17 protein-coding genes, 1 tRNA gene and 1 pseudogene are annotated in these 19,383 nt (G+C 68.2%); 11 read left to right on the top strand and 8 right to left on the bottom strand.

What is annotated here, in order from left to right:
* Positions 1-129: 129 nt before the first annotated feature.
* Entirely contained in the window at positions 130-1,020 is an 891-nt protein-coding gene (locus tag P3T27_RS01305) for a metal-dependent hydrolase (RefSeq protein WP_280673744.1), read from the top strand.
* 73 nt (positions 1,021-1,093) lie between these two features.
* Here P3T27_RS01305 and dcd read toward each other — a convergent pair whose 3' ends face one another.
* Together dcd and P3T27_RS01295 are read right to left on the bottom strand one after the other, a co-directional pair.
* Positions 1,094-1,669, bottom strand: a complete 576-nt coding sequence (dcd, locus tag P3T27_RS01300; protein ID WP_280673742.1) for a dCTP deaminase — start codon at positions 1,667-1,669, stop codon at positions 1,094-1,096.
* Positions 1,670-1,741: 72 nt separating this feature from the next.
* Positions 1,742-1,963: a hypothetical protein gene (locus P3T27_RS01295; protein WP_153461495.1), complete on the bottom strand. Its 222-nt coding sequence runs from the start codon at positions 1,961-1,963 to the stop codon at positions 1,742-1,744.
* A gap of 278 nt (positions 1,964-2,241) precedes the next feature.
* On the opposite strand from P3T27_RS01295, the gene P3T27_RS01290 reads away from it, so the two are divergent.
* Both P3T27_RS01290 and P3T27_RS01285 read left to right on the top strand, forming a co-directional pair.
* A tRNA-Gly gene (locus P3T27_RS01290) sits at positions 2,242-2,315 on the top strand.
* 505 nt (positions 2,316-2,820) lie between these two features.
* The gene (locus tag P3T27_RS01285; RefSeq protein WP_280673739.1) at positions 2,821-3,525 is read left to right on the top strand and encodes an endonuclease domain-containing protein; all 705 of its coding nucleotides are present in this window, start codon (positions 2,821-2,823) and stop codon (positions 3,523-3,525) included.
* A gap of 972 nt (positions 3,526-4,497) precedes the next feature.
* Here the strand turns inward: P3T27_RS01285 and P3T27_RS01280 are convergent.
* From P3T27_RS01280 to P3T27_RS01265, 4 genes and pseudogenes are all read right to left on the bottom strand, one after another.
* Positions 4,498-5,664 carry a damage-control phosphatase ARMT1 family protein gene (locus P3T27_RS01280; protein WP_280673737.1) on the bottom strand — a complete coding sequence of 389 codons (1,167 nt, stop codon included), beginning with the start codon at positions 5,662-5,664 and terminating at the stop codon, positions 4,498-4,500.
* A gap of 45 nt (positions 5,665-5,709) precedes the next feature.
* A complete protein-coding gene (locus tag P3T27_RS01275) occupies positions 5,710-6,594 on the bottom strand; it encodes an aminoglycoside phosphotransferase family protein (protein WP_280673735.1) in 885 nt (294 codons plus the stop codon).
* The gene (locus P3T27_RS01270; RefSeq protein ID WP_280674102.1) at positions 6,591-7,577 is read right to left on the bottom strand and encodes a hypothetical protein; all 987 of its coding nucleotides are present in this window, start codon (positions 7,575-7,577) and stop codon (positions 6,591-6,593) included. Before P3T27_RS01270 ends, P3T27_RS01275 begins: the two co-directional genes overlap by 4 nt.
* A gap of 186 nt (positions 7,578-7,763) precedes the next feature.
* Positions 7,764-7,982 (bottom strand): annotated as a pseudogene (locus tag P3T27_RS01265) (helix-turn-helix transcriptional regulator); the annotation flags it as partial.
* 210 nt (positions 7,983-8,192) lie between these two features.
* On the opposite strand from P3T27_RS01265, the gene P3T27_RS01260 reads away from it, so the two are divergent.
* From P3T27_RS01260 to P3T27_RS40960, 7 genes are all read left to right on the top strand, one after another.
* Positions 8,193-9,443, top strand: a complete 1,251-nt coding sequence (locus tag P3T27_RS01260) for a methionine adenosyltransferase (RefSeq protein WP_280673733.1) — start codon at positions 8,193-8,195, stop codon at positions 9,441-9,443.
* Positions 9,443-10,402: an aminoglycoside phosphotransferase family protein gene (locus P3T27_RS01255; protein ID WP_280673712.1), complete on the top strand. Its 960-nt coding sequence runs from the start codon at positions 9,443-9,445 to the stop codon at positions 10,400-10,402. The genes P3T27_RS01260 and P3T27_RS01255 overlap by 1 nt, the downstream gene beginning before the upstream one ends.
* Complete coding sequence (locus P3T27_RS01250) at positions 10,399-11,109, top strand: histidine phosphatase family protein (protein ID WP_280673710.1); 711 nt, start codon at positions 10,399-10,401, stop codon at positions 11,107-11,109. Before P3T27_RS01255 ends, P3T27_RS01250 begins: the two co-directional genes overlap by 4 nt.
* Entirely contained in the window at positions 11,102-12,394 is a 1,293-nt protein-coding gene (gene serS / locus P3T27_RS01245) for a serine--tRNA ligase (protein ID WP_280673709.1), read from the top strand. The genes P3T27_RS01250 and serS overlap by 8 nt, the downstream gene beginning before the upstream one ends.
* Complete coding sequence (locus P3T27_RS01240; protein WP_280673708.1) at positions 12,395-13,417, top strand: glycosyltransferase; 1,023 nt, start codon at positions 12,395-12,397, stop codon at positions 13,415-13,417.
* Positions 13,411-14,457 (top strand): hypothetical protein, encoded by a 1,047-nt coding sequence (locus P3T27_RS01235; protein WP_280673707.1) that lies wholly within the window; start codon positions 13,411-13,413, stop codon positions 14,455-14,457. The genes P3T27_RS01240 and P3T27_RS01235 overlap by 7 nt, the downstream gene beginning before the upstream one ends.
* Before the next feature lie 405 nt (positions 14,458-14,862).
* Entirely contained in the window at positions 14,863-16,176 is a 1,314-nt protein-coding gene (locus P3T27_RS40960) for an NUDIX domain-containing protein (RefSeq protein ID WP_348534041.1), read from the top strand.
* Between the two features lie 77 nt (positions 16,177-16,253).
* Here P3T27_RS40960 and P3T27_RS40955 read toward each other — a convergent pair whose 3' ends face one another.
* Together P3T27_RS40955 and P3T27_RS01215 are read right to left on the bottom strand one after the other, a co-directional pair.
* Entirely contained in the window at positions 16,254-17,036 is a 783-nt protein-coding gene (locus tag P3T27_RS40955) for a very short patch repair endonuclease (protein ID WP_348534040.1), read from the bottom strand.
* Complete coding sequence (locus tag P3T27_RS01215) at positions 17,033-18,352, bottom strand: DNA cytosine methyltransferase (protein ID WP_280673706.1); 1,320 nt, start codon at positions 18,350-18,352, stop codon at positions 17,033-17,035. Before P3T27_RS01215 ends, P3T27_RS40955 begins: the two co-directional genes overlap by 4 nt.
* A 116-nt stretch (positions 18,353-18,468) precedes the next feature.
* On the opposite strand from P3T27_RS01215, the gene P3T27_RS01210 reads away from it, so the two are divergent.
* The gene (locus P3T27_RS01210; protein ID WP_280674099.1) at positions 18,469-19,302 is read left to right on the top strand and encodes a GIY-YIG nuclease family protein; all 834 of its coding nucleotides are present in this window, start codon (positions 18,469-18,471) and stop codon (positions 19,300-19,302) included.
* Positions 19,303-19,383 lie beyond the last annotated feature (81 nt).

Here is a 19,383-nt window from a genome sequence, read left to right as displayed (position 1 = left end):
GCCCCGTACTGATCGAGCCGCCGACCCCGTACTGATCAAGGCGCCGCACCGCGGACGGCAGAATGGTGGACGGGCCCGGTCGTACCGGGCCCCGTCCACCCTCGTCGTTTCACGTCACCGGAGCCAGGAATGACCCTCCCCAGCACCCACGTCAGCTTCCCGTCCGGGGCGGTGACCGGGGAGTCCCCGGTGCTCGCGGTGCATTCGCTGGCCGACGGCCGGTACGCCGTCGTGACCGCCGCCACCCCGTTCCACCCGCTCGACCACACCTGGCCCGACCAGCCCGCCGACCTCGGCACCCTCACCGTGGACGGCGCCGAACTGGCCGTCGTCGACTGCCTGACCGGCGCGGTCGGCCCGGATGGCGGCGCCCCCCTGGTCGGCGCCGACATCCCGGTCCGCCGCGGCGACGAGGAGTGGTCCTGGCTGGTCCTGCACGTGGTCGACGGCGACCCGGGCGACCTGGCCGGCAAGACCGCCGTCCTCACCGTCGACGCCCACCGCCGGGGCGCCCTCAGCGCCTCGCACAGCGGCTGCCACCTGCTCGCCCTCGCCCTCAACGAAGCCCTCGCCCCGCGCTGGCGCAAGGACCCGGGCCGTTCCGACGCCTTCGGGAACCCCGACTTCGACAGCCTCGCGATGGCCACCTCGGTGATGGACACCGAGGCCAGCACCGACACCTACCGGCTGGGCAAGTCGCTGAAGAAGAAGGGCTTCACGGCGGACGCCACCGACGAGCTCCCCTCGCTCGCCGACGCCCTGCCCGCCCTCACCGAGGCCGTCAACACCCGGCTCGCCGCCTGGGTCGCCTCCGACGCCCCGGTCCGCATCGAGGTCCCCGGCCCGGAGCTCACCGCCCGCCGCCAGTGGCACTGCGAGCTGCCCGAAGGCGGCGCGCAGATCTTCTGCGGCGGCACCCACCTCCACCACCTCGGCGAACTCGCCGAACTCCGCACCGAACTGCGGCTCTCCGAGGACGGCACCGAACTGGTCGCCGTCACCCGCCCCAAGCGGGCCTGAGCCGCCCACCAATGCCGCGGGCGGCCACCCCTCGTCGAGGGATGGCCGCCCGTCCGGTGCGCTCTGCTGCGGGTCAGACCTCGGTGCGGTGGAAGTTCAGGTACGAGCGGGACGGCGTCGGGCCGCGCTGGCCCTGGTAGCGCGAGCCGTACCGCTCCGAGCCGTACGGGTGCTCCGACGGCGAGGAGAGCCGGAACAGGCAGAGCTGCCCGATCTTCATCCCCGGGTACAGCTTGATCGGCAGCGTCGCGACGTTCGACAGCTCCAGCGTCACGTGGCCGCTGAAACCGGGGTCGATGAAGCCGGCGGTCGAGTGCGTCAGCAGGCCCAGCCGGCCCAGGCTCGACTTGCCCTCCAACCGGGACGCCACGTCATCGGGCAGCGAGATGACCTCGTACGTCGAGGCCAGCACGAACTCGCCCGGGTGCAGGATGAACGCGTCGTCGCCCTCGGGCTCCACCAGCCGGGTCAGGTCCGGCTGCTCCTCGGAGGGGTCGATGTGCGGGTAGCGGTGGTTCTCGAACACGCGGAAGAAGCGGTCGAGGCGCACGTCGATACTCGACGGCTGGATCATCGCCGGGTCGAACGGGTCGATGACGACCCGGCCCAGGTCGATTTCGGTCCGGATGTCCTTGTCAGAGAGCAGCACGCTTCGAGGTTACGTGCACGACAGGGCCCCGGACGAATCCGCCCGGGGCCCGTTCCGTCCTCGCGTCGACCGTCAGGCCAGGAACTCCGCGGCCTCCAGCCGCATCGCCCGCGCCAGTTGCGGCGCCGACAGCTCCTGCACGTCGGCCAGCACCGAACTCCTGAGCCGTCCGCACTGCGGACAGCGGATCAGCCGCCCGGGCCCGAGCCGGCCCGGACCGAGGTTCTGCATCGGGAACGTGGTGGTGCTGAACAGGTGCCCCTCGGCACAACGAACGACGGCGCGCTGCTCCATCGATCCCCTTCCCATCCCTAACCCAGTACTCACCCGTACTCATCGCGCCCCGGCGGACCGAGCCCCGGGACAGCGTCACATTAGGGGATGTTCCGGACATTCCACACCATGGCTCGCCGCCCCGACCCCACCCCACCGGAGCACTCGTACGCGGCCCACACAGTACGCCCCTCACCCGCCTCCACCCCGCTCCGCCACGTCCCCGGGCGGGCCGTGCGACCACAGTCACGGATGGGGTACAGTGACACTGGATCGAGCGGTCTCTGACAGCTCATCAGGCGGGCGTAGTTTAATGGTAGAACATGAGCTTCCCAAGCTTAGAGCGCGAGTTCGATTCTCGTCGCCCGCTCCAGCGGTAAACCCCAGGTCAATGGCCTGGGGTTTACTTGTTGTCTGGACCAATATTGGGTCGTCGTGCCAGATTCGTGCCAGATGGGCCTTGGTGTGGCGTTAGATTCGGCGAAATTCGGTCACTGTCGGTGCCTCCTTGGGTGGGCGGGCAGCGGGCGTCTCAAATCATGAGATCAACTTTTGGTGATCTGCATCACATTGCCGCGAGCTTGGTTGGCCGATCTGGATCACGAGAGGGCGGCCCTCGGAGCTTGGTGGTCAGCCCAGCCGACTTGTAGATGGTCGACAACTGGAGCGTCTGATGGGGTTGTCGGAGAGCCCGAAGCTGGCGGTGTGGGGCCGTAGTGGGTGCTGGACCAGTTCCAAGAGCCGTGGTGTCGGTGGTGGGGTAGATTCCCGGGCGGGGAGGGCTACGGACCGGGAGGGGGTCGCTGATGGCGGGCGACGTCGTGGAGGAGTGCGGCTTTCAGGGGTGTGGGAGGGCGGGGCACGCCCAGAGAGATGGTGTGCTGTTCTGCAAGTCGCACTATGAGCAGGCGCGTACGGGGCGCCTGCTGAAGCCGATCAAGGCGAAGGTGAAGGCGGGCCAGTACACGGGGTGCCTGTTCGACGATCCGCAGTGTGACCGGCCTCATTCCTCCGGTGGGTACTGCTCCACCCACTACCAGCAGAAGAACGATGGCAAGCCGCTCACCCGGATTCGGGGTTGGAGGTCTCAGTCGGAATGGGGGCCGCTCTGCCGGTATGGGGCTTGCAGGAGCGACGTTCATTCGCGGGGGTTGTGCATCGTGCATTACGGGCGGGGGATATCGCAGTTCGCCCGGGATGCGATCCTCGCGCTGCAGGGCGGACGCTGCCTGTGTGGGACGGTCGATCCGGGGCCGGAAGGCTGGGAGCTCGACCACTCTCACGACTGCACCGCCGGCCACCAGCCGATGTCCTACTGCACGGCCTGTGTGCGCGGCCTGCTGTGTGTGCCGTGTAACCGGCGTGCGGTCTCCTGGTACGAGGGCGCATGGATGCGGCAGGAAGGGAACGAGCCGATCCCTGTCCTTGAGGAGTGGGTCGGGCGCCGTATCCGCTTCCACGGAGAGCCGGACTCGGCGGATGTGAGGGTGAGCTACGGCTGCCAGCAGCAGTCCAGTAGCGAATCCCCCGAGCGGGAAGATCTCGCCGAGGGCCGAACGGAGATCAAGGGTCACAGCGAGTAGGTGCTCCATAGAAGTTGAGCCCAGAACCCAAATTGAGCCGTCGCCGACATGAGGATCCCGAGGGCCGATGCCGGGATCCAGCTGCGGGTGCAGGTTCACTGTGTCGCGACTGCCGCCTTGGCGATAGAGCGGGCGACTTGCTTGCGATTGCCGACCGTGGCGGCGGCGACCAGGAAAGGCCAAACTCACGTACCGCCCTCTCGGCCGAGCGTCCGGACGGCACGCCTTACGAGATCTGGCCGTGCCACGACTGTTGCCCTGGCACGCTGAGATGATCCGTGACGGCGACGGGGTTCTCGCGAGGGAGTGGCACGCAGTGGACTGCCCCACGTTCCAGCACATGCTGGGCGACGACAGTCCTGACAGCTCCACCGCCCGTCAGACCTGATCACTGCAACGGCTTCTGCCTGTTCGACCACCCTGCAGTTCGATGGAGCCCTTATGAGCGACGATCGACCCACTCCAGACCTTCAGGCAATCTGCGACGTGTGCCTGCAGCCGATCGGGGACGAGGAGGGCGCCGTCTGGGTCGACCAGGACGCCGCTCCCCGCCCCCGAACCCGCCCGCACCGCCGTCCTCGCCGTTCCCCACCCCGCACCCCTGAACCCGCGCGGCATCACCATCACCTGTGCGGTCTGCCACGCCGCCCGCGACTGGCTGCTGATCCATGTCCAACTCGACCTCGTCTTCGTCCGATGCCGCTGCGCCCATGAATGGCGCGAACACGACCTGGAAACCGCCCACGTCACCGCCGCCCGAAGCGATACCGGAGACGAGCGGGAATGGGCATCCTTCGAGGACATGTACCGAGGACTCGGATTCGACGGGCTCTTCCGGTACACCTACCTCGGCTAACGGGCTTGTGCCTGCTCCGCGCCGCGAAGGGCATGCTGCAGATCAGTCCGGATACAGCGACCGCTGGGTGAGCCTCGGAGGTACGGAGTCGGCGGGGCATCGGGCCGGTGTTGCGGCTACGGGCGGGGGTGGAGCTGGATGACGGCGTGGCGGCCATCGGTGCGCCACGGCGTCCCGGTGCTGTCGAGCCGGGCGACGGTAGCGGCGTCGACACCGACGATCACGTCCGACTTCAGCGTCCGCAGCGCCGCGACGGGAGAGGGGAAGTGGCCCGCCGTCTCGGTGAACGAGGTGGTCGGCGGCCAGAGCTGGTCGCCGACCAGGCGGCGGTAGTTGAGGTCGCCCTTGAGGATCGTCATCGCCGCGCCGGTGAACTCGGCCCGGAGATCGGCGGGCATGTCGTGGAAAGGCAGCGGCGCGCAGAAGAACGGATGCGTACGGACCGCGAGCGTGCCGCTGTTCATCGCGTGCCACAGCCGCTCGCCGACGGCCTTGGCGGCCTCCGTGGGCGCGGTTCGCAGGCGCTCGACGGAGGCGAGGACGTCGGCCATCGTCGCGTCCGACACGTAGTACGGCTGCGGCTTCACGTACAGGACGACCTGCGCCGCCAGACCGCAGGCCAGGAGATGGTCGACCAGCACGAGGTCCGGCAGCAGCTCCCGGCTGGCGTTGTCCGCGACGACGCAGACGCGCCCGCCCTTGGCCCGCTCCAGCTCAGCCCAGAGCAAGTCGCTGTCGTCGGCCACCAGATCGGACGTGGTCGGCGCGCCGGTCTCTGCGGTGATCTGGAAGCTGAGGTCAGCGCGGTTGCCCCACAGCGCGGACGACAGCAGTGCCTCCGCTCGCTGGCTCTCCGTCAGTCCGGGGAGCTTGCTCAGCGCGGCCAGCTCGTCGTCCACTGCAGCCCCGGCCAGCTCGGCGTTCTTGAACGGCGCGAACGGGTCGACGCCCTGCCACGCGCCGGGCCGGAAGTAGCCGGTGGCGTCGAGTAGTCGGCGGTAGAAATAGCTCTCTGCCCATAGGAACGGCGCCTCGTCCCAGGGCTTGCCCCACAGGCCCTCGCCCCACTCCAGCCACTGGGCGGCATCTGGAGCGTCCGCGCCCAGTGGTTCCAGGACGCCGGTGGTGCTCTCCGCGAGCAGCCGCTCGACCGCTGTCCGCTCGTCGGGACCGTGCGGCAGCGCGTCGAGGACCTGCTGGATGAGCTTGGGGTGACGTTCGTGGAAGACGCCCCAGGCGAAAGATCCCGGGACGTCGATGCTGATTACGGGTGCGGTCGACACGTTTGGGCTCGTCTCTCTCGTCGGCGGCGAATGGTTGTCGCCCTCTCAGCTGACGGCTGTCCAACCCCACGGGCGTGGACCGTTCTCCCCTTGCAGGCAGGAGAGACGGTAGTGGGCTTCCGCTCGGTGTCGGACCGGATCGGCCGCCGCATGCTGGAGGGCGAAGCAGGTGACTCGGAGCTCACGGATGCTCCGCAGTACCGGGTAGCCGGCCCAGGTCATCACGTCGGCTCCGTAGGCCTTGCAGAAGGCGGCGTACTCGCTGTCCGAAACGGTGCCGAAGGTGCCGTAGCCGACGGCGGTGGCGGTGAGATCCCACTCGGGAGGCCCCAGGGAGGTTCGCTCGAAGTCGAGCAGGTAGGTGGTGGTCGGTGTGACCGCTACGTTGCCGCCCCACGCATCGCCGTGGATGACGCTCGCGGGCAAGCCTGGCGGGAGGCTCAACCATGCTCCTTGGAGTTCGGCCAGGCGGTCGCGGAGCCACTGCCGCTGCGTGTCGTCGAGCGTGGCCGCGCCGTCGATCCTGTTGGCGAGCCGGACGAACGGGTCGAGTTTGCCCAATGGGAAGTCAGGAACTGGAAGTTCATGGACGCGTCGGAGGAGCGGCGCGATGTCGGCAGCGGTTCCTGGCAGGTGTGGGGGCAGCTCATGCCAGAAGGTCGCCGGGTTGCCGTCCACATCCAGCGGCTCCCGCAGATGATCGAGCGGGCGCACCGCAGGCACCCCGCAGTCGCGCAGCCACCGGGTGACCGCCAGTTCGCGGCTGGCGGCAGCCGACTGCCCTGGGCGGCTGATCCGGGCCACGACCCCCAGCGGCAAGCGCCACAGCGCGTTCTCCCCGATCCGGATCGGTTCGGCGCCCGTTGCGGACAGGCCGACCGTCGCGCACGCCTTGAGCAGTGTGGAGCGGGAGTCCTCGATGTTGCTCACGCTGCCACCGTAGCGGCGATCTGTTCCCGCAGATCCCGGACATCGCCGAGGCTGCGGTGACGGTGGGCGACCCGGCCGAGCTCGGCCAGCTCGTGGTTGGCACGCAGCGAGCGGAGGTCGCTGACCTCGGTGAGTGCGCTGCGGCCCTCGGCCAACGCCTGCTCGGGGTCGCCAGACGCCATCTGCAGCGTGGCGAGCTTGGTGCGGGAGAACGCGCGGGATCTGGCGAAGCCGTCGCCGTGGCCGTCCACTGCGGCCTGCAGCCTCCGGAGTGCCTCCTGCGGTGGATGGCCGGCCAGGGCGAGGTCAAACAGAGCGTGGCCGGTGTCGCCGTGGTGCTGGGCACCGTCGTAGTACGCCATCCACGGTCCCTCAGCGGCCGGGGAGATCGAAGCGAACGAGTCGTCGGACGCGCCGATCGCGGCAAGGGTCTGCTGGGCGCGGCCCATCTTGGCCAGGGCTCGGGCGCGAGCGTTGTGGAGCATGGACTGTTCTGCGGGGGAGAGCCGGTCGGCGCGGGCCAGGCCGAGTTCGGCGAACGTGAGACCGGTGTCGGGATCGCCGCGCCAGATGGCCTGGCGAGAGCGGAGGTTGTAGGAGATAGCTCGCAGTGGCCAGTTGTCCACTTCCTCGGCGCACGAGGTGGCGAAGGCGAACAGACGGTGGGCGTCGTCGTGGGCGAAGGCGTCAAAGGCCGAGGCGCCGACCACGGTCGCCAGGCGGCTGACGGCGCCAAACAGCTCAGCCCGCAGTGGGGCAGGGCAACGGCTGTTCAGGAGACCTGCGGCCCAGCGGAGTTGGGCGAGAGCCGTGTCGCGGACGACGCCGGCGCCGCCGTAGAGGTTGTCCCAGCTGCGGAGCGTGGTCGCTGCGGTGCGGATCTGCTCGACGTCGGCGGGCCGAACCACCGTGGGTACGGCAGCGGCCGGGGTGGAGGTCAGCAGCTGGGCCAGCGGGCCTGCGGCGAGAGCTGCACTCGTCACGGCAAGGAAGTTGCGTCGTTCCACGGCGTCGGACTCGTTCCACTCGGGGGCGGGCGGTGGCTCTTCCAGCGTGCCCCCGAGCAGAGCTCCTCGAGGAGGCTTGACGGCCCCACCGAGCCGTTTGTCCATTTCCCGTGAGCGGTTGTCCAATTCAGCCTCGGCCAGCGACACGCTTCGCGCGAGCACTCCGCCGGTGTTCAAGACCGCGTCTAACGCCTGGGCATGGTGAAGCTTGCACGGCCGCACCGCCCGCTCGATCTTGCTGATCAGGTCCCCACTCAGGTGGACCAACTGCCCGAGCCGGTCCTGGCTCAGCCCTCTGAGCTTCCGCCAGTACTGAAGTTCCGCGCCGAACCAGTGGGCTGCGGATCGAGTGGGGTCCAGAGGCTTCAGTGGTCGCGGCATTTGATCCCCCCCAGGGCGTCTCTTGTGGACAGCGGTCGCTGTCCGAATGCCACCACTGGTCGGGCGGCTCACCGGCAGGGCTGAATGTTTCCCAGCGCTCAGCGCCCATTACACACCGCTACGGGTCTGACGTGCAGGTGTTCGGCACATCAGCGCGACGAAGGCGCGTGCCTGCCCGCCGTAGCCGGACCGACGGAAGAGGAGATCGCCATGCAGCGAGTCAGCACGACCGTGCAGAACAGCAGCATCACCATCGAGACTGGGCGTCAGCTCCCCACCGACCTCGTCCTGCTGGAACGTAAGGGGCTCGGCCACCCCGACACCCTCGCCGACCACTTGGCGGAGGAGCTCTCCCGCGCGTACAGCCGCTACACGCTCGACCGGTTCGGCGCCGTGCTCCACCACAACTTCGACAAGCTCGCTCTGCTCGGTGGGTCCTGCGAGGTCCGCTACGGCGCAGGGCGGATGACGGTCCCGGTGAAGGTGCTGATCAACGGACGGGCCGCGTACGCCTGCGGAGGTGAGGACATCCCGGTACGGGAACTGGCGGAACAGGCCGTCCTGGCCTTCTTCCAGGACCGGCTCCCTGAGCTCGCCGGCCACCTCGACCTGGTCTTCAACATCACCAGCAACCCCAGCCCCGGCGCGGTCGTCACCGACGAGGGCGGCACCGACCGATCGCGCTGGTTCGCCCCCCGCTCGGTGGACGACCTGCGCGAGCGCCAGGTCCTGCTCGCCAACGACACCTCGCTCGGGACCGGCTGGGCGCCGATGGCCCCGTTCGAGCAGTTCGCCCACGCGCTCGTCAACCACTTGTCCGGCGTCAGCGAGTTCACCCGGGCGAACCCGTGGTGCGGCTCCGACGTGAAGCTGATGGGGCACTTCGACGGCACGAAGGCCGAGGCGGTCCTGTGCGTCCCGCAGAAGTCCGCGCACGTGCCCGACCGCGCCGCGTACCTCGCCAATAAGGAGGAGGTCCTGGCCGAGTGCAGCCGGTTCGCGGAACAGCACCTTCCCGGCGTCGAGGTCACCTTCCTCCTCAACGCCCGCGACGTCCCGGACAAGGACGAGCTCTACCTGACCTACACCGGCAGCTCCATCGAGTCGGGCGACGAAGGGGTCGTCGGTCGCGGCAACCGGGTCAACGGCCTGATCACCCCGCTTCGCCCGATGAACCTGGAAGGGGCCAGCGGCAAGAACCCCGTCTACCACGTCGGGAAGCTGTACAACCTGGCGGCCACCCGGCTCGCCCAGCGCCTGTACGAGGAGACCGGCAGCTACGCCGAGGTGCACCTGGTCAGCGCGACCGGCCAGCGTCTCGACCAGCCCTGGAAGGTCTTGGTCCGGCTCGGGGCTGAGGAGCCGGAGATCGAGAAGGTGCAGGCCCAGGTCGCCCTGGCCCTCGGTGGCTTCCCGGAGCTCACCGCCGAGCTGGTTCACCACGGCGTCCGGCTCAGCTGATGCAGACCGAAGCGCACACGCTCCTGCCCCCGCGCGCCGCTTGGCAGCGACTCCGGGAGCACTACGGCCCGGGGGTGCACGGGTGGCTGGCACGCGCCCCTGAGCTCTTCAACGAAGCGTCGCGCCGCTGGCAGTTGACTCTCGACAGCTACCACGACGCCGGCCACGCCTCCCTGTTGATGGTGGCGCGTGAGCGAAGCAGCCGGCGCGAGGTCCTGTTGAAGGCATGGCCCGACCACAGCCGCTACCGCAACGAGATGATCGCACTGGGGATCTGGGCAGCCGGGCCGGCCGTCAGGGTGCTCGAGCACGCAGATGACCTCGGCGTCGCCGCCCTGGAGGTGGTGGCAGCCGTACCCGGCGGCTCCGCCGGACCGGAGATGCACGAGTACGAGGCAGTGGCTTCCGCTCTACGGCAACTGCATCGTCTCGGCCGGGGCGCGAACACCATGGCCGCAGCGCTTCCCAGCCTCCATGACTTCCTCGAATGTGAGCTGATCCCGCGAGTGCACCGTCGCTTGGCGGCGCAACGTCCCCAGCTGCCGGTTGACTGGGCGAGGCTCGGCGAGCGCTTGGTCACCGGGCTGCACCCGGACGCGACACGGGCATTGGTCCTCCACGCGGACGTTTACCGGGAGAACGTCCTCTTCGACGACCATCGGAAGCCGGTCCTGGCTGACCCCCTGCCAATGGTCGGCGACGAGGTCTTCGACTGGGCGTTTTGGACCGTCTACTACGACCTGGGCACGGGCACCCGGGACCGCTTCGAGATCGCCGTCACCACCGCTGGCCTCGATCCGCGGCGGCTGCGCCACTGGAGCCTCGCACTCTGCGTGGACGGGCTCCTCTACTACCGGGAGGTGGAAGACAACCGCGCCTCCGTGATGGAGCGGGTGATCGCGGGGCTTGCCGGCGACCTCGATCTCACTGCGTTGCCGGAGAAGGGCGGCCAGGCGTGACCACCTACCTTCTGCGCCATTCCAGTACCCACTACAGCGCGGCCCACCGGGTCAACGGCGACCCGACTGTCGATCTTCCACTGGATCCGGCGGGGCGCGTCGCCTGCCGGACCGGTAGCGGCGTGATCGCTGCCGTTCAGCCGAAGATTTGGCTCACCTCGGCGTTCGCCCGGACGGGTGAGACGGCCCGGCTGTTGATGGGCGATGCCGATCAACCCGTCAGGGTCGAGGCCGCCCTCAACGAAGTGGACTACGGGCAGTTCGAAGGCGGTCCCTTCACGGAGTACGCGCGCTGGCTCGCCACCGCCGGATCATGGGAGCATCCGCCCGGCGCTGCCGAGTCCCAGCGCGGAGCCATCCGCAGAATGCTGACCGGCCTCCGGAGCGCGCTCCAGCTGCCCTCGCCTCGGGCGGTCGTCGCGCATGGGCTGCTGGCTTCCGTGCTGCGGTGGCAGAGACAGACCTCGCGCGACGACCGGGGTCGGGCGATGCCGATCTTCTTTGATGAGGTGCCCTGTCTGTACCTGGTCAGGATCGAGGACGGCGAACTCGAAGACCTCACCGCGACCCTGTTCGAAGTCATGGAGTCGGAGGAGAAGGAGACCGTGGCAGCGGGCGGATGGTCATCGCGGCCAGAAGACCGGCGCGTGCTTGCTACCTTCGATGGACCATCTGTCCAGCTGGAGGAGACGAACTCCCATGCATGATCCCCGCGCCCTCATCGAGATGGGCTCCGAGGCGGTCCGCCGCCTCGCCCGCCGCGGCTACACCCTGGATCTCTCTGCGTTGGAGTCTCTTCAGTCCCGCCGATCCCAGCTCATCAGTCGCGTGGACGAGCTGCGGGCCGAGTCGAAGCGGGTCGCCCAGGAGGTCCAGCAGACGGCTCGCCAGGGCGGTGACACCGAGGCGCTGAAGGATCGGGCCCGCGAACTCAAGGAAGAGATCCGCTCGGCCGAGGCGGAGCAGGAACAGGTACAGCAGGAGCTGCGCGACGTCCTCCTGACTATCCCCAACCTTCCGCTCGACAGCACCCCCGAGGGCGACTCGGACGAGCACGCGGTCGAGATCCGGCGGGTCGGTGCGCCGCCGTCCTTCTCCTTCGAGCCGAAGGACCACGTGGACCTCGGCGAGGCGCTCGGCATCCTCGACTTCGCCCGTGCCAGCAAGCTTTCCGGCTACCGGTTCAGCGTCTCGCGCGGTGCCGGCGCCGCCATCGAGCGCGCGTTGGCGACGTTCTTCCTGGACCTGCACACCAAGCGGCACGGCTATGTCGAGCACGCGGTCCCGTACCTCGTGACCCGGCAGACCATGACCGGTACCGGCCAGCTGCCGAAGTTCGAAGAGGACCTCTTCGCCACTGGCATGGGCGACCGCGAGCTCTTCCTCATCCCGACTGCCGAGGTCCCGCTCACCAACCTCTACGCGGACGAGATCATCCCGCCGGCCGAACTCCCCCTGGCCCTGACCGCCTACACCCCGTGCTTCCGCTCGGAGGCCGGCTCCTACGGCCGCGACACCCGCGGCATCCTGCGCCAGCACCAGTTCTCCAAGGTCGAGATGGTCCGCATCTGCGCCCCCGAGAACTCGCAGGCCGAGCTTGAGAAGATGCTCAGCCACGCCGAAGCCTGCCTCAAGGAGCTGGGACTGGCCTACCGGGTCGTCCAGCTCGCCGCTGGCGACCTCGGCTTCTCCGCCCAGATCACCTACGACATCGAGGTCTGGCTGCCCAGCCAGCAGACCTACCGCGAGATCTCCTCCGTCTCGGACTGCGGCACCTTCCAGTCCCGCCGCGCCGGCATCCGCACCCGGGACGAGCACGGCAAGACCAAGCCCGTCGCCACCCTCAACGGCTCCGGGTTGCCCATCGGCCGCACCCTGGCTGCCCTTCTCGAACAGTGCCAGCAGCAGGACGGCTCGATCGTCCTGCCCGAGGCCCTGGTGCCCTACCTCGGATTCCGCCGGATCTCGGCGGACGGAACAACGGAGGCATAAGTGCTAGTCGGCATCTGCGACTTCCCCAGCAGCTACACCTTCCCGCCCGCCGGCTACGGCGGGATCGAACGCTGGCTCTGGGCAGTGGCGGAAGGCGCCCGAGCCGCAGGCGCCGACGTACACCTCCTCGGTTCCGGCTGGAGGACCGACCTCGGTGAGGACTGGACCACCTATCCGGTCCGCCTCGAGGACCTCCGGCCGGGTACCCGGAAGACTCGCGAACTCCGCTCCACCAGCTACGACCTGCTGGTGGTCGGCCACGAGTACCCCTCGCACCCCGGGTGGCGTCGAGCCTGGGCCGACCTCGACTGCGACGTCGCGACCTTCCAGCACTCACCGGTCTTTCAGCACGCGGCCGACGCCTTTGATGCGAAGCGCTCCCGGCTGTACTGCTACTCGTCCGAGATGGCAGGGCTGTACGCCGCCCACGCGCCGGTGCTGGAGCATGCAGTCCACCTCGGGCTTGGTGAAGCTGAACCACCAGCCGTGCCTGGCCATGACCTCGTCTGGCTCGGCCGGATCGACGAGGAGAAGGCGCCGCACCTCGCGGTGCGCGCGGCCCAGTTGCTCGGCCGACGGATACGCATCGTCGGACCGGTATTCGACAACGACTACGTGCGACGGCACGAGGTGCTCTTCGCAGCTGAGCACGTTAGCTGGGTTGGCGAAGTCGGCGGGGCGGCCAAGACAGCCGCGTTCTCCGATGCCGCGGTCTACGTCTACACCTGCTCACGAAACTACGTGGAGGCCGGCGCCGCCGTGTTTGGCGAATCCCTGCGCGCCGGCACACCCGTCGCCGCGCTCTGCTGGCGAGACGGCACCTGCGCGGAGGCAGCCCTGTGCGAGATCACCGGAGCCGTTGCCAGGGTCGATCCTGAGCACGACGACGAGGTCGCGGCCCTGGCGCTTGCCACAGCGATCGAGCGTTGCCTGGAACTGAACGCATCGACCGTGCAGGACATCGGCCTGCACCGGTTCGACCCTGAGCGGCACTTCCGCGCTCTGGCGGCCAGTCCGTGCTGACCGCGGACCCACCGTCGCGGCAGGTTGATCTCCTCAGCGACGGCCTCGGGCTCGGACCGAACTGGGAGATCGAGCACAGTGCTGACGGCCGTTTCGAAATCCGTCACCGTGACCGAGGGACGCCTTACCGGCCGACGACTCGACCGCTACCGTGGGCCGGTCTGCTCCAGCGGTTGGAGAGCGATTTCCGTGCGGCGGGCGTCAGCCGCGCCCGACCACTGCCCATGCGATGGGGCCGGGACACCGAGCTGACGATCTCCGCCGTTCAAGCGCTCGATCCCCTCCTCAAGGACGGCGAGCCGTACGTCCTTCGCCGGGGGTACCTCCCTCAACCGGTCGTCAGGCTAACCGGGGAGAGAGACGGCACGGGTGCCCTCCGAGACGGATTTCTCACCTCGTTCGTCAACATCTCACGCATCGAACCCGTCACCCGGAAGGCCGAGTTCACCGGAATCCTCGACCACTGGCTCACGCTGCTCTCCCGAATCGGCCTCCACGCCAGACACATCACCATCCACGGCCGCAACGCCGTCTGGCAGCGCCGCGAGGTCTGCGGCCTCACAGTGCACTTCCGACACCTGGACCTTCCCATCGGTGACATCGTCCTGCTCTGGAACGCTGCGGATCCCAGCTGCATGGCGGTGGACCTGGGCTCCGGACTCGAACGCCTGGCCTGGGCACGCACCCGCCGCCCCTGGTGGGAGCTGGTCTTCGATTCCTTCGCTACGGTCGACGTGGCTCCCGACGTGCTCGATGCCGTCCGAACCGCGACGATCCTCGTCGGCAACGGTATTGCCCCAGCGGCGCGAGGGGCTGGCGGCGTGGTCCGTCGAATTCTCGCTGCCGTTCCCGCCGGCGCCGCACCGCTCGGAGTCGGCGCTCTGGTCCGGGCGAGCCATGGCTTCTGGAGCCTCACCTCACCGATGGCCGTGCCATGGCCGGAGGTCGCGTCCGTCATAGAGCGCGAGATATGCCGCCGCGTCGCTGCCCCAGCCGCCTCACTTCCAACACCTCGGTCGAGTTGGAGCGACAGGACGTGAGACCCCGACGCGACCGGAACCCGCCTGCCGAGTTCCGCCTCCGCTTCGTCTGGACGACCGGGTTCTGTTTCAAGTGCGAGGAGGTCACCCAAGTCGCCGAGATGGGCACGCTCACCGTTGAAGGGCAGACCGTCACACTTGCGGCGTGCCATCTCTGCGCCTGGCGACTGGAGAGGCAGCACCACCATGCCCGCCAGGCGCATCTCCGTGCCCAGTTGGCCGATGCGTGGGCCGCCGCGACGAGACGGGCGGCATCCTGCATGTAGCGCGGGGCGCAGCGGCCGGTGCCCCAACGGCGCACTGCACCAAGGCTGTCCCTTCCCGACATACGCTCATCACCGGCCGGGAGGTTCGCCGTCCAACCTGACTGGTCGTTGTACACCTGCGAAGGAGCTGCTGACTGTGGTGCGGAGAGAACAGGATTCCGCCTGCGGCTCGGAGGGCCAGTCGGAATACGTCGGACGCTTTCGGACCGGGCGGCTGGCCGGCAACCGACCGGAGGCGCTGGACACATGGCGTGTGACCACGGCTACCCTGGACGTTGCCACAGGTGTCGCAAGCCTGCTCGGCGGTGAGCCAGCGGAGTGGGAGACGACGGCCGAGGATTCCTTGGAGGTGCTCACCGACTACGACATGGTCCGGATCATCGTCGAAGGTCCATCCGCCATCCGGGCCCGCATGCTGCTCTTCGGCTACCAGGGCAAGGTGCTTCACGACTGCGACGGCACCCGCCTGCTCGCACCAGAGGCGAACGCCGGCAAGCCGTGCGGGTGCCCCGAGACCTTCGAGGAGCGGAAGCTGGCGGCGAAGTCCGGCCGAGGCCCCGCGCCGAGCATCTGCATCAACTTCAAGCTCGCCGACGAGCCGGCGCTTGGGCGCTTCCGCTTCGTGAGTAGCTCGTGGGAGCTGGCCAAGACGGTCGCCGACCTGCAGCGAGCACTGACCGAGGCCGACGGCCCGACGACGTGCGACCTCGCACTTGAACTGGTGGAACTCACCACCGCGTCCGGTGTGGCCGTCTGTTACCGGAAGCCGGTGGTCCGTGTACTGGATGATCCGGCCTTGCCCGCACCTTACCCCGCCGTAAGACGCCCTTCGCGGATGCTACCCCCCTCGCACGCGTCATCGGATGTGCCCGCTCGGTCATCCAAATCACCTGTGCTGCCCGGCCGCCAGCCTGCGGCGCCACACCGAAGCCTGAACAGCGTCGTGAGTGGACTGGCATCCGTGAGTGGAACCGAGCGCACCTCCGGCCCCGACGCACCCGAGGCTGTTGCTCAGCCCCGCACCGCCGCCGGCGTGCTGTTCTTCGATGAAGCTGACCGCGTGCTCCTGGTGAAGCCCACGTACAAGCCGGGATGGGAGATCCCGGGCGGCTACCTCCACCCCGGTGAAACCCCGAGCGATGGCGCGGCCCGGGAGGTCAAGGAGGAGCTCGGCATCACCCCGCCCGTCGGCCGCCTCCTCGTCGCGGACTGGGCACCCCACCCGACCGAGGGCGACAAACTGCTCTTCGTCTTCGACGGAGGCATCCTCCCCGCGGAGGAGCGAGCTCAGATCAACCTGGACGGTGTGGAGATAGGTGAGTACGCCTTCCACACCGCCGACCAGATCGACATGCTCCTCATCCCTCGCCTTGCCCGGCGGGTCCAGGCCGCCCTTGACGCCCGATCTCGCGCGGCAACCTCCTACTTGGAGCACGGGACGGCTCGCCTTTGACTCAGACGACCAGGCCGCTCGATGACGAGACGCTGGCCGCTCAACAGCGGGTGGGAAACCTTCGGTCGCTGAGGCGCCTATCCGTGTGACGCTGAGGCTCGGACAACGCCAGCAATCCTGGCAGCCGCCTCGGCTGGATCTTCGTGCTCCCAGACGCGGATGACCGTCCACCCGGCCTCGCGGAGGAGACGGTCCGTCTCCGCGTCCCGGGCCTGGTTGCCTTCGATCTTTGCCCGCCAGAACTCGGCGTTCTTGCTGGAAGCTCGCAGATGCTCGGGACAGCCATGCCAGTAGCAGCCGTCGACGAAGACGGCCACCTTGAGTCTCGGGAAGACGACATCGGCGGTGCGTCGCAGCTCGGGGAGGGGTCTGGCCGCGACGCGGTATCGGAATCCCTGCTTGTGTAGCAGCGACCGCAGCCGAAGCTCTGGCTTGGTGTCCTTGTTCCGGTTGCCCTGCATCGAAGCTCGGACGGCGGCCGAGGAAGCCCAGGAGCCCTCTACTGGCGGCTCCTCGGTCAGAAGACCTTTCTGCCAGGCCAGGCTCCAGCCTTCAGCGAGGTTCGCCGCACGGGTGTCGTGCTCGACTTCCCCCAGGTAGCGGGCAGGGGACTTGCCCGCATCCGACCAGCGAAGGTAGGCGCGAATGCGCCGCGTATCCGGCAGCACCTTCAATTCGACGGAAGCGCGGGCGAATCGGCCGTCGCCGAGATCGACCGAGCGCCGATGGCGGCCGCCGGCGGCCCGATCCTGCTCAGCCGCCAGAGCCTCACGGGTCCGGTGTGGCCGCCCCTTCCAAGCACGGTCTGGTGGCGGGTCGTGCTTCCAGCGCCCTTGCGCCACGCTGGCTGCCCTGGTCACTTCTGACGCTCCTCCGCCTCGTCCAGGACGGCGGCGACGGCCTTCGCGAAAACCTCTCCTAGGACGACGGGCACCGCGTTCCCGAGCTGACGCATTTTCTCGCCGCGTGGGCCCTTGAGCTCCCAGGTGTCCGGAAACGTCATCACGCGGGCCGTCTCGCGGACCGTCATATAGCGGTGCTTGTAGGTCACGCCGTCGGGCATCAGCTCGTCGGTGAGCATGACGGACTCGCCACCTGGCACTCCATGGACGCCGGCTTTCACGGTCTTGGCCGGTCGGTCCAGTTCGTTGGGCGTGTGGCCGTCGTAAATGCGCGCGCCCGGCCACCCGATGTGCTCCGTGAAGCCCTTGATGTAACGCTCGGTGCGGTCCAGCATGTCATCGGTGATCTCTGGCAGCGGCTTGTTGTCGCCGATGCCCTTGATCGCATCTCGCAGCGTGTACCAGGGCAGCAGCCCATCATCCTTGGGTGCGACCTTCGGTAGGCGCTTCTTGACCCACTCGCGGACATGCGGTTCAACGTCCGCATGCCGCTGCCAGTAGCCTCCCCCGTCCATCATGGATCGGATGAGCGCGGTCTCGGAGTGCGTCGGCTTCACGAGTTCCTTGAATAGCTCGATGTCGACGTTCAGGTCGCGGCGGAAGGCGACGATGATGACGCGGTTGCGGATCTGCGGCACACCGTAGTCAGCCGCATTCACCGGCGTCATGACGACCTTGTACCGCTTCTTGAGGTCGTCCAGCTTGAGGTCATCCGGCTCTTGCGCCAGCCGCTCGATCAACTTGTCGTTGTGTTCCCGCCAGTCGACGCCCTCGCCACGTTCCTCGAAGGGCAGCTCCAGCTCGCGCAGGATGTACTGAAAGTAATCCTTGAACGAGGGCCTGAGCAGGCCGCGGACGTTCTCGCAGATCACGGCTCTCGGCTGCATCTGGCGGACAGCCTTGAACATCTGCGGGAACATGTTCCGCTTGTCCTCGTCGCCCTTGGCGACACCGCCGAGGCTGAAGGGCTGGCAGGGCGGACCGCCGGCGAGGACATCCACCTGGCCCTTCAGGTAGCCCATCTCCAGGTCCTGGACATCGCCGGCCACGAGTGGGACCTTCTGGCCGGGTTCTGGGGCTTCTGTCGGCTTCTCGCCTTCGGGCAGTCGCTTCGCCCCGTTGGCCTCCAGGGTCTCGCAGGCCCGCTTGGCGAACTCGTTGAACAGCAGCGGCCGGAACCCCGCGCGGTGCACGGCCATGGCTAGGCCGCCAGCACCGGCGAACAGTTCGACGCCGGTGCGATCTTTCTTTGATTCTTCATGCAGCTCAGCCATGGTGAAAGCATACCGCGGAGTTGTCGATCTTCAAGTGATTTGACGCGAAAGTTCGTCCGGGTGTGGCGTGCGCCGATAGGGTTTCCTAGATCACGTCGACCTAGGGAGTGGCGCTGATGACGCCGGGGGTGGGGCTCGACGAAGGGCTGCAGTACCACAAGGACTTCACGCTGAGCATCACCAAGGCGCTCGGGGATCAGCTGGCGGCCGCGTTGAACGGCCTGGAGCCGGTGCCGCTGCACGAGGACAGCATCAAGGAGCTCAAGGAGAGGGCTGGCGTCTACCAGCTCTATCTGAACGGCGAGTTCGTCTATGTGGGCAAGGCCGACCGGTCTCTCCCGGCCCGCCTCCGCAATCACCTCCTGAAGATCTCCGGTCGCCGCCGGATCTCGCTGGAGGACACGACCTTCTCCTGCCTGTACGTGGCGGAAGACTTCTCCGCGCTCGCCCCGGAACAGTTGCTGATCAGCCACCACAAGGGCATGGGCAACATCCCCTGGAACAACAACGGCTTCGGCAACAAGGACCCCGGCCGCCAGCGCGACCACACCATCCCAAACCGCTTCGACGTGCAGTTCCCCATCGACCTCGATCGGCCGGTCGAGGGCCTTGAGCCCGGCGAGATCACCCTGCACGACCTGCTGGAGAAGGTGAAGGCTGGCCTTCCGTACAACTTCAGGTACGGGAGGTCCGCCGCGTTCAAGGACCAACTCATCACGGTGCCCGAAGGCCAGGCGACCGCTGACGAGGTCTTCCGGCTGATCTCGGCGGCGATACCCGACAAATGGCAGATCACCGCTCTCGTGGGCTACGTGATCATGTACGACGACAGCCCCGCCGCCTACAACAGTGCCTGGCGCTACTACCGGGCTGGCCAAGCGATCGATGTCGAGCCCGAAGCCGAGCCAGCGGGAGACGTGGAGGTCGACCAGCCGGATCAAGACGGCTGACCGACTGGGTCGGCCGCCACGTGCCCGGCCGCCGCTGGCACCATCCAGCTGGGAACGGATCGCCACCGTGGAGATGGACCC

Source organism: Kitasatospora sp. MAA19, assembly GCF_029894125.1.
GTDB lineage: Bacteria > Actinomycetota > Actinomycetes > Streptomycetales > Streptomycetaceae > Kitasatospora.
The sequence above is the reverse complement of the archived record's forward strand: the minus strand, read 5'-3'. Positions and strand labels throughout refer to the sequence as shown.

Coding starts and splice junctions, on each gene's coding strand:
- P3T27_RS01215 (WP_280673706.1), bottom strand. CDS start 18,352: ATGGCTGAGCTGCATGAAGAATCAAAGAAAGATCGCACCGGCGTCGAA.
- serS (WP_280673709.1), top strand. CDS start 11,102: ATGCATGATCCCCGCGCCCTCATCGAGATGGGCTCCGAGGCGGTCCGC.
- P3T27_RS01210 (WP_280674099.1), top strand. CDS start 18,469: ATGACGCCGGGGGTGGGGCTCGACGAAGGGCTGCAGTACCACAAGGAC.
- P3T27_RS01295 (WP_153461495.1), bottom strand. CDS start 1,963: ATGGAGCAGCGCGCCGTCGTTCGTTGTGCCGAGGGGCACCTGTTCAGC.
- P3T27_RS01255 (WP_280673712.1), top strand. CDS start 9,443: ATGCAGACCGAAGCGCACACGCTCCTGCCCCCGCGCGCCGCTTGGCAG.
- P3T27_RS01260 (WP_280673733.1), top strand. CDS start 8,193: ATGCAGCGAGTCAGCACGACCGTGCAGAACAGCAGCATCACCATCGAG.
- P3T27_RS01305 (WP_280673744.1), top strand. CDS start 130: ATGACCCTCCCCAGCACCCACGTCAGCTTCCCGTCCGGGGCGGTGACC.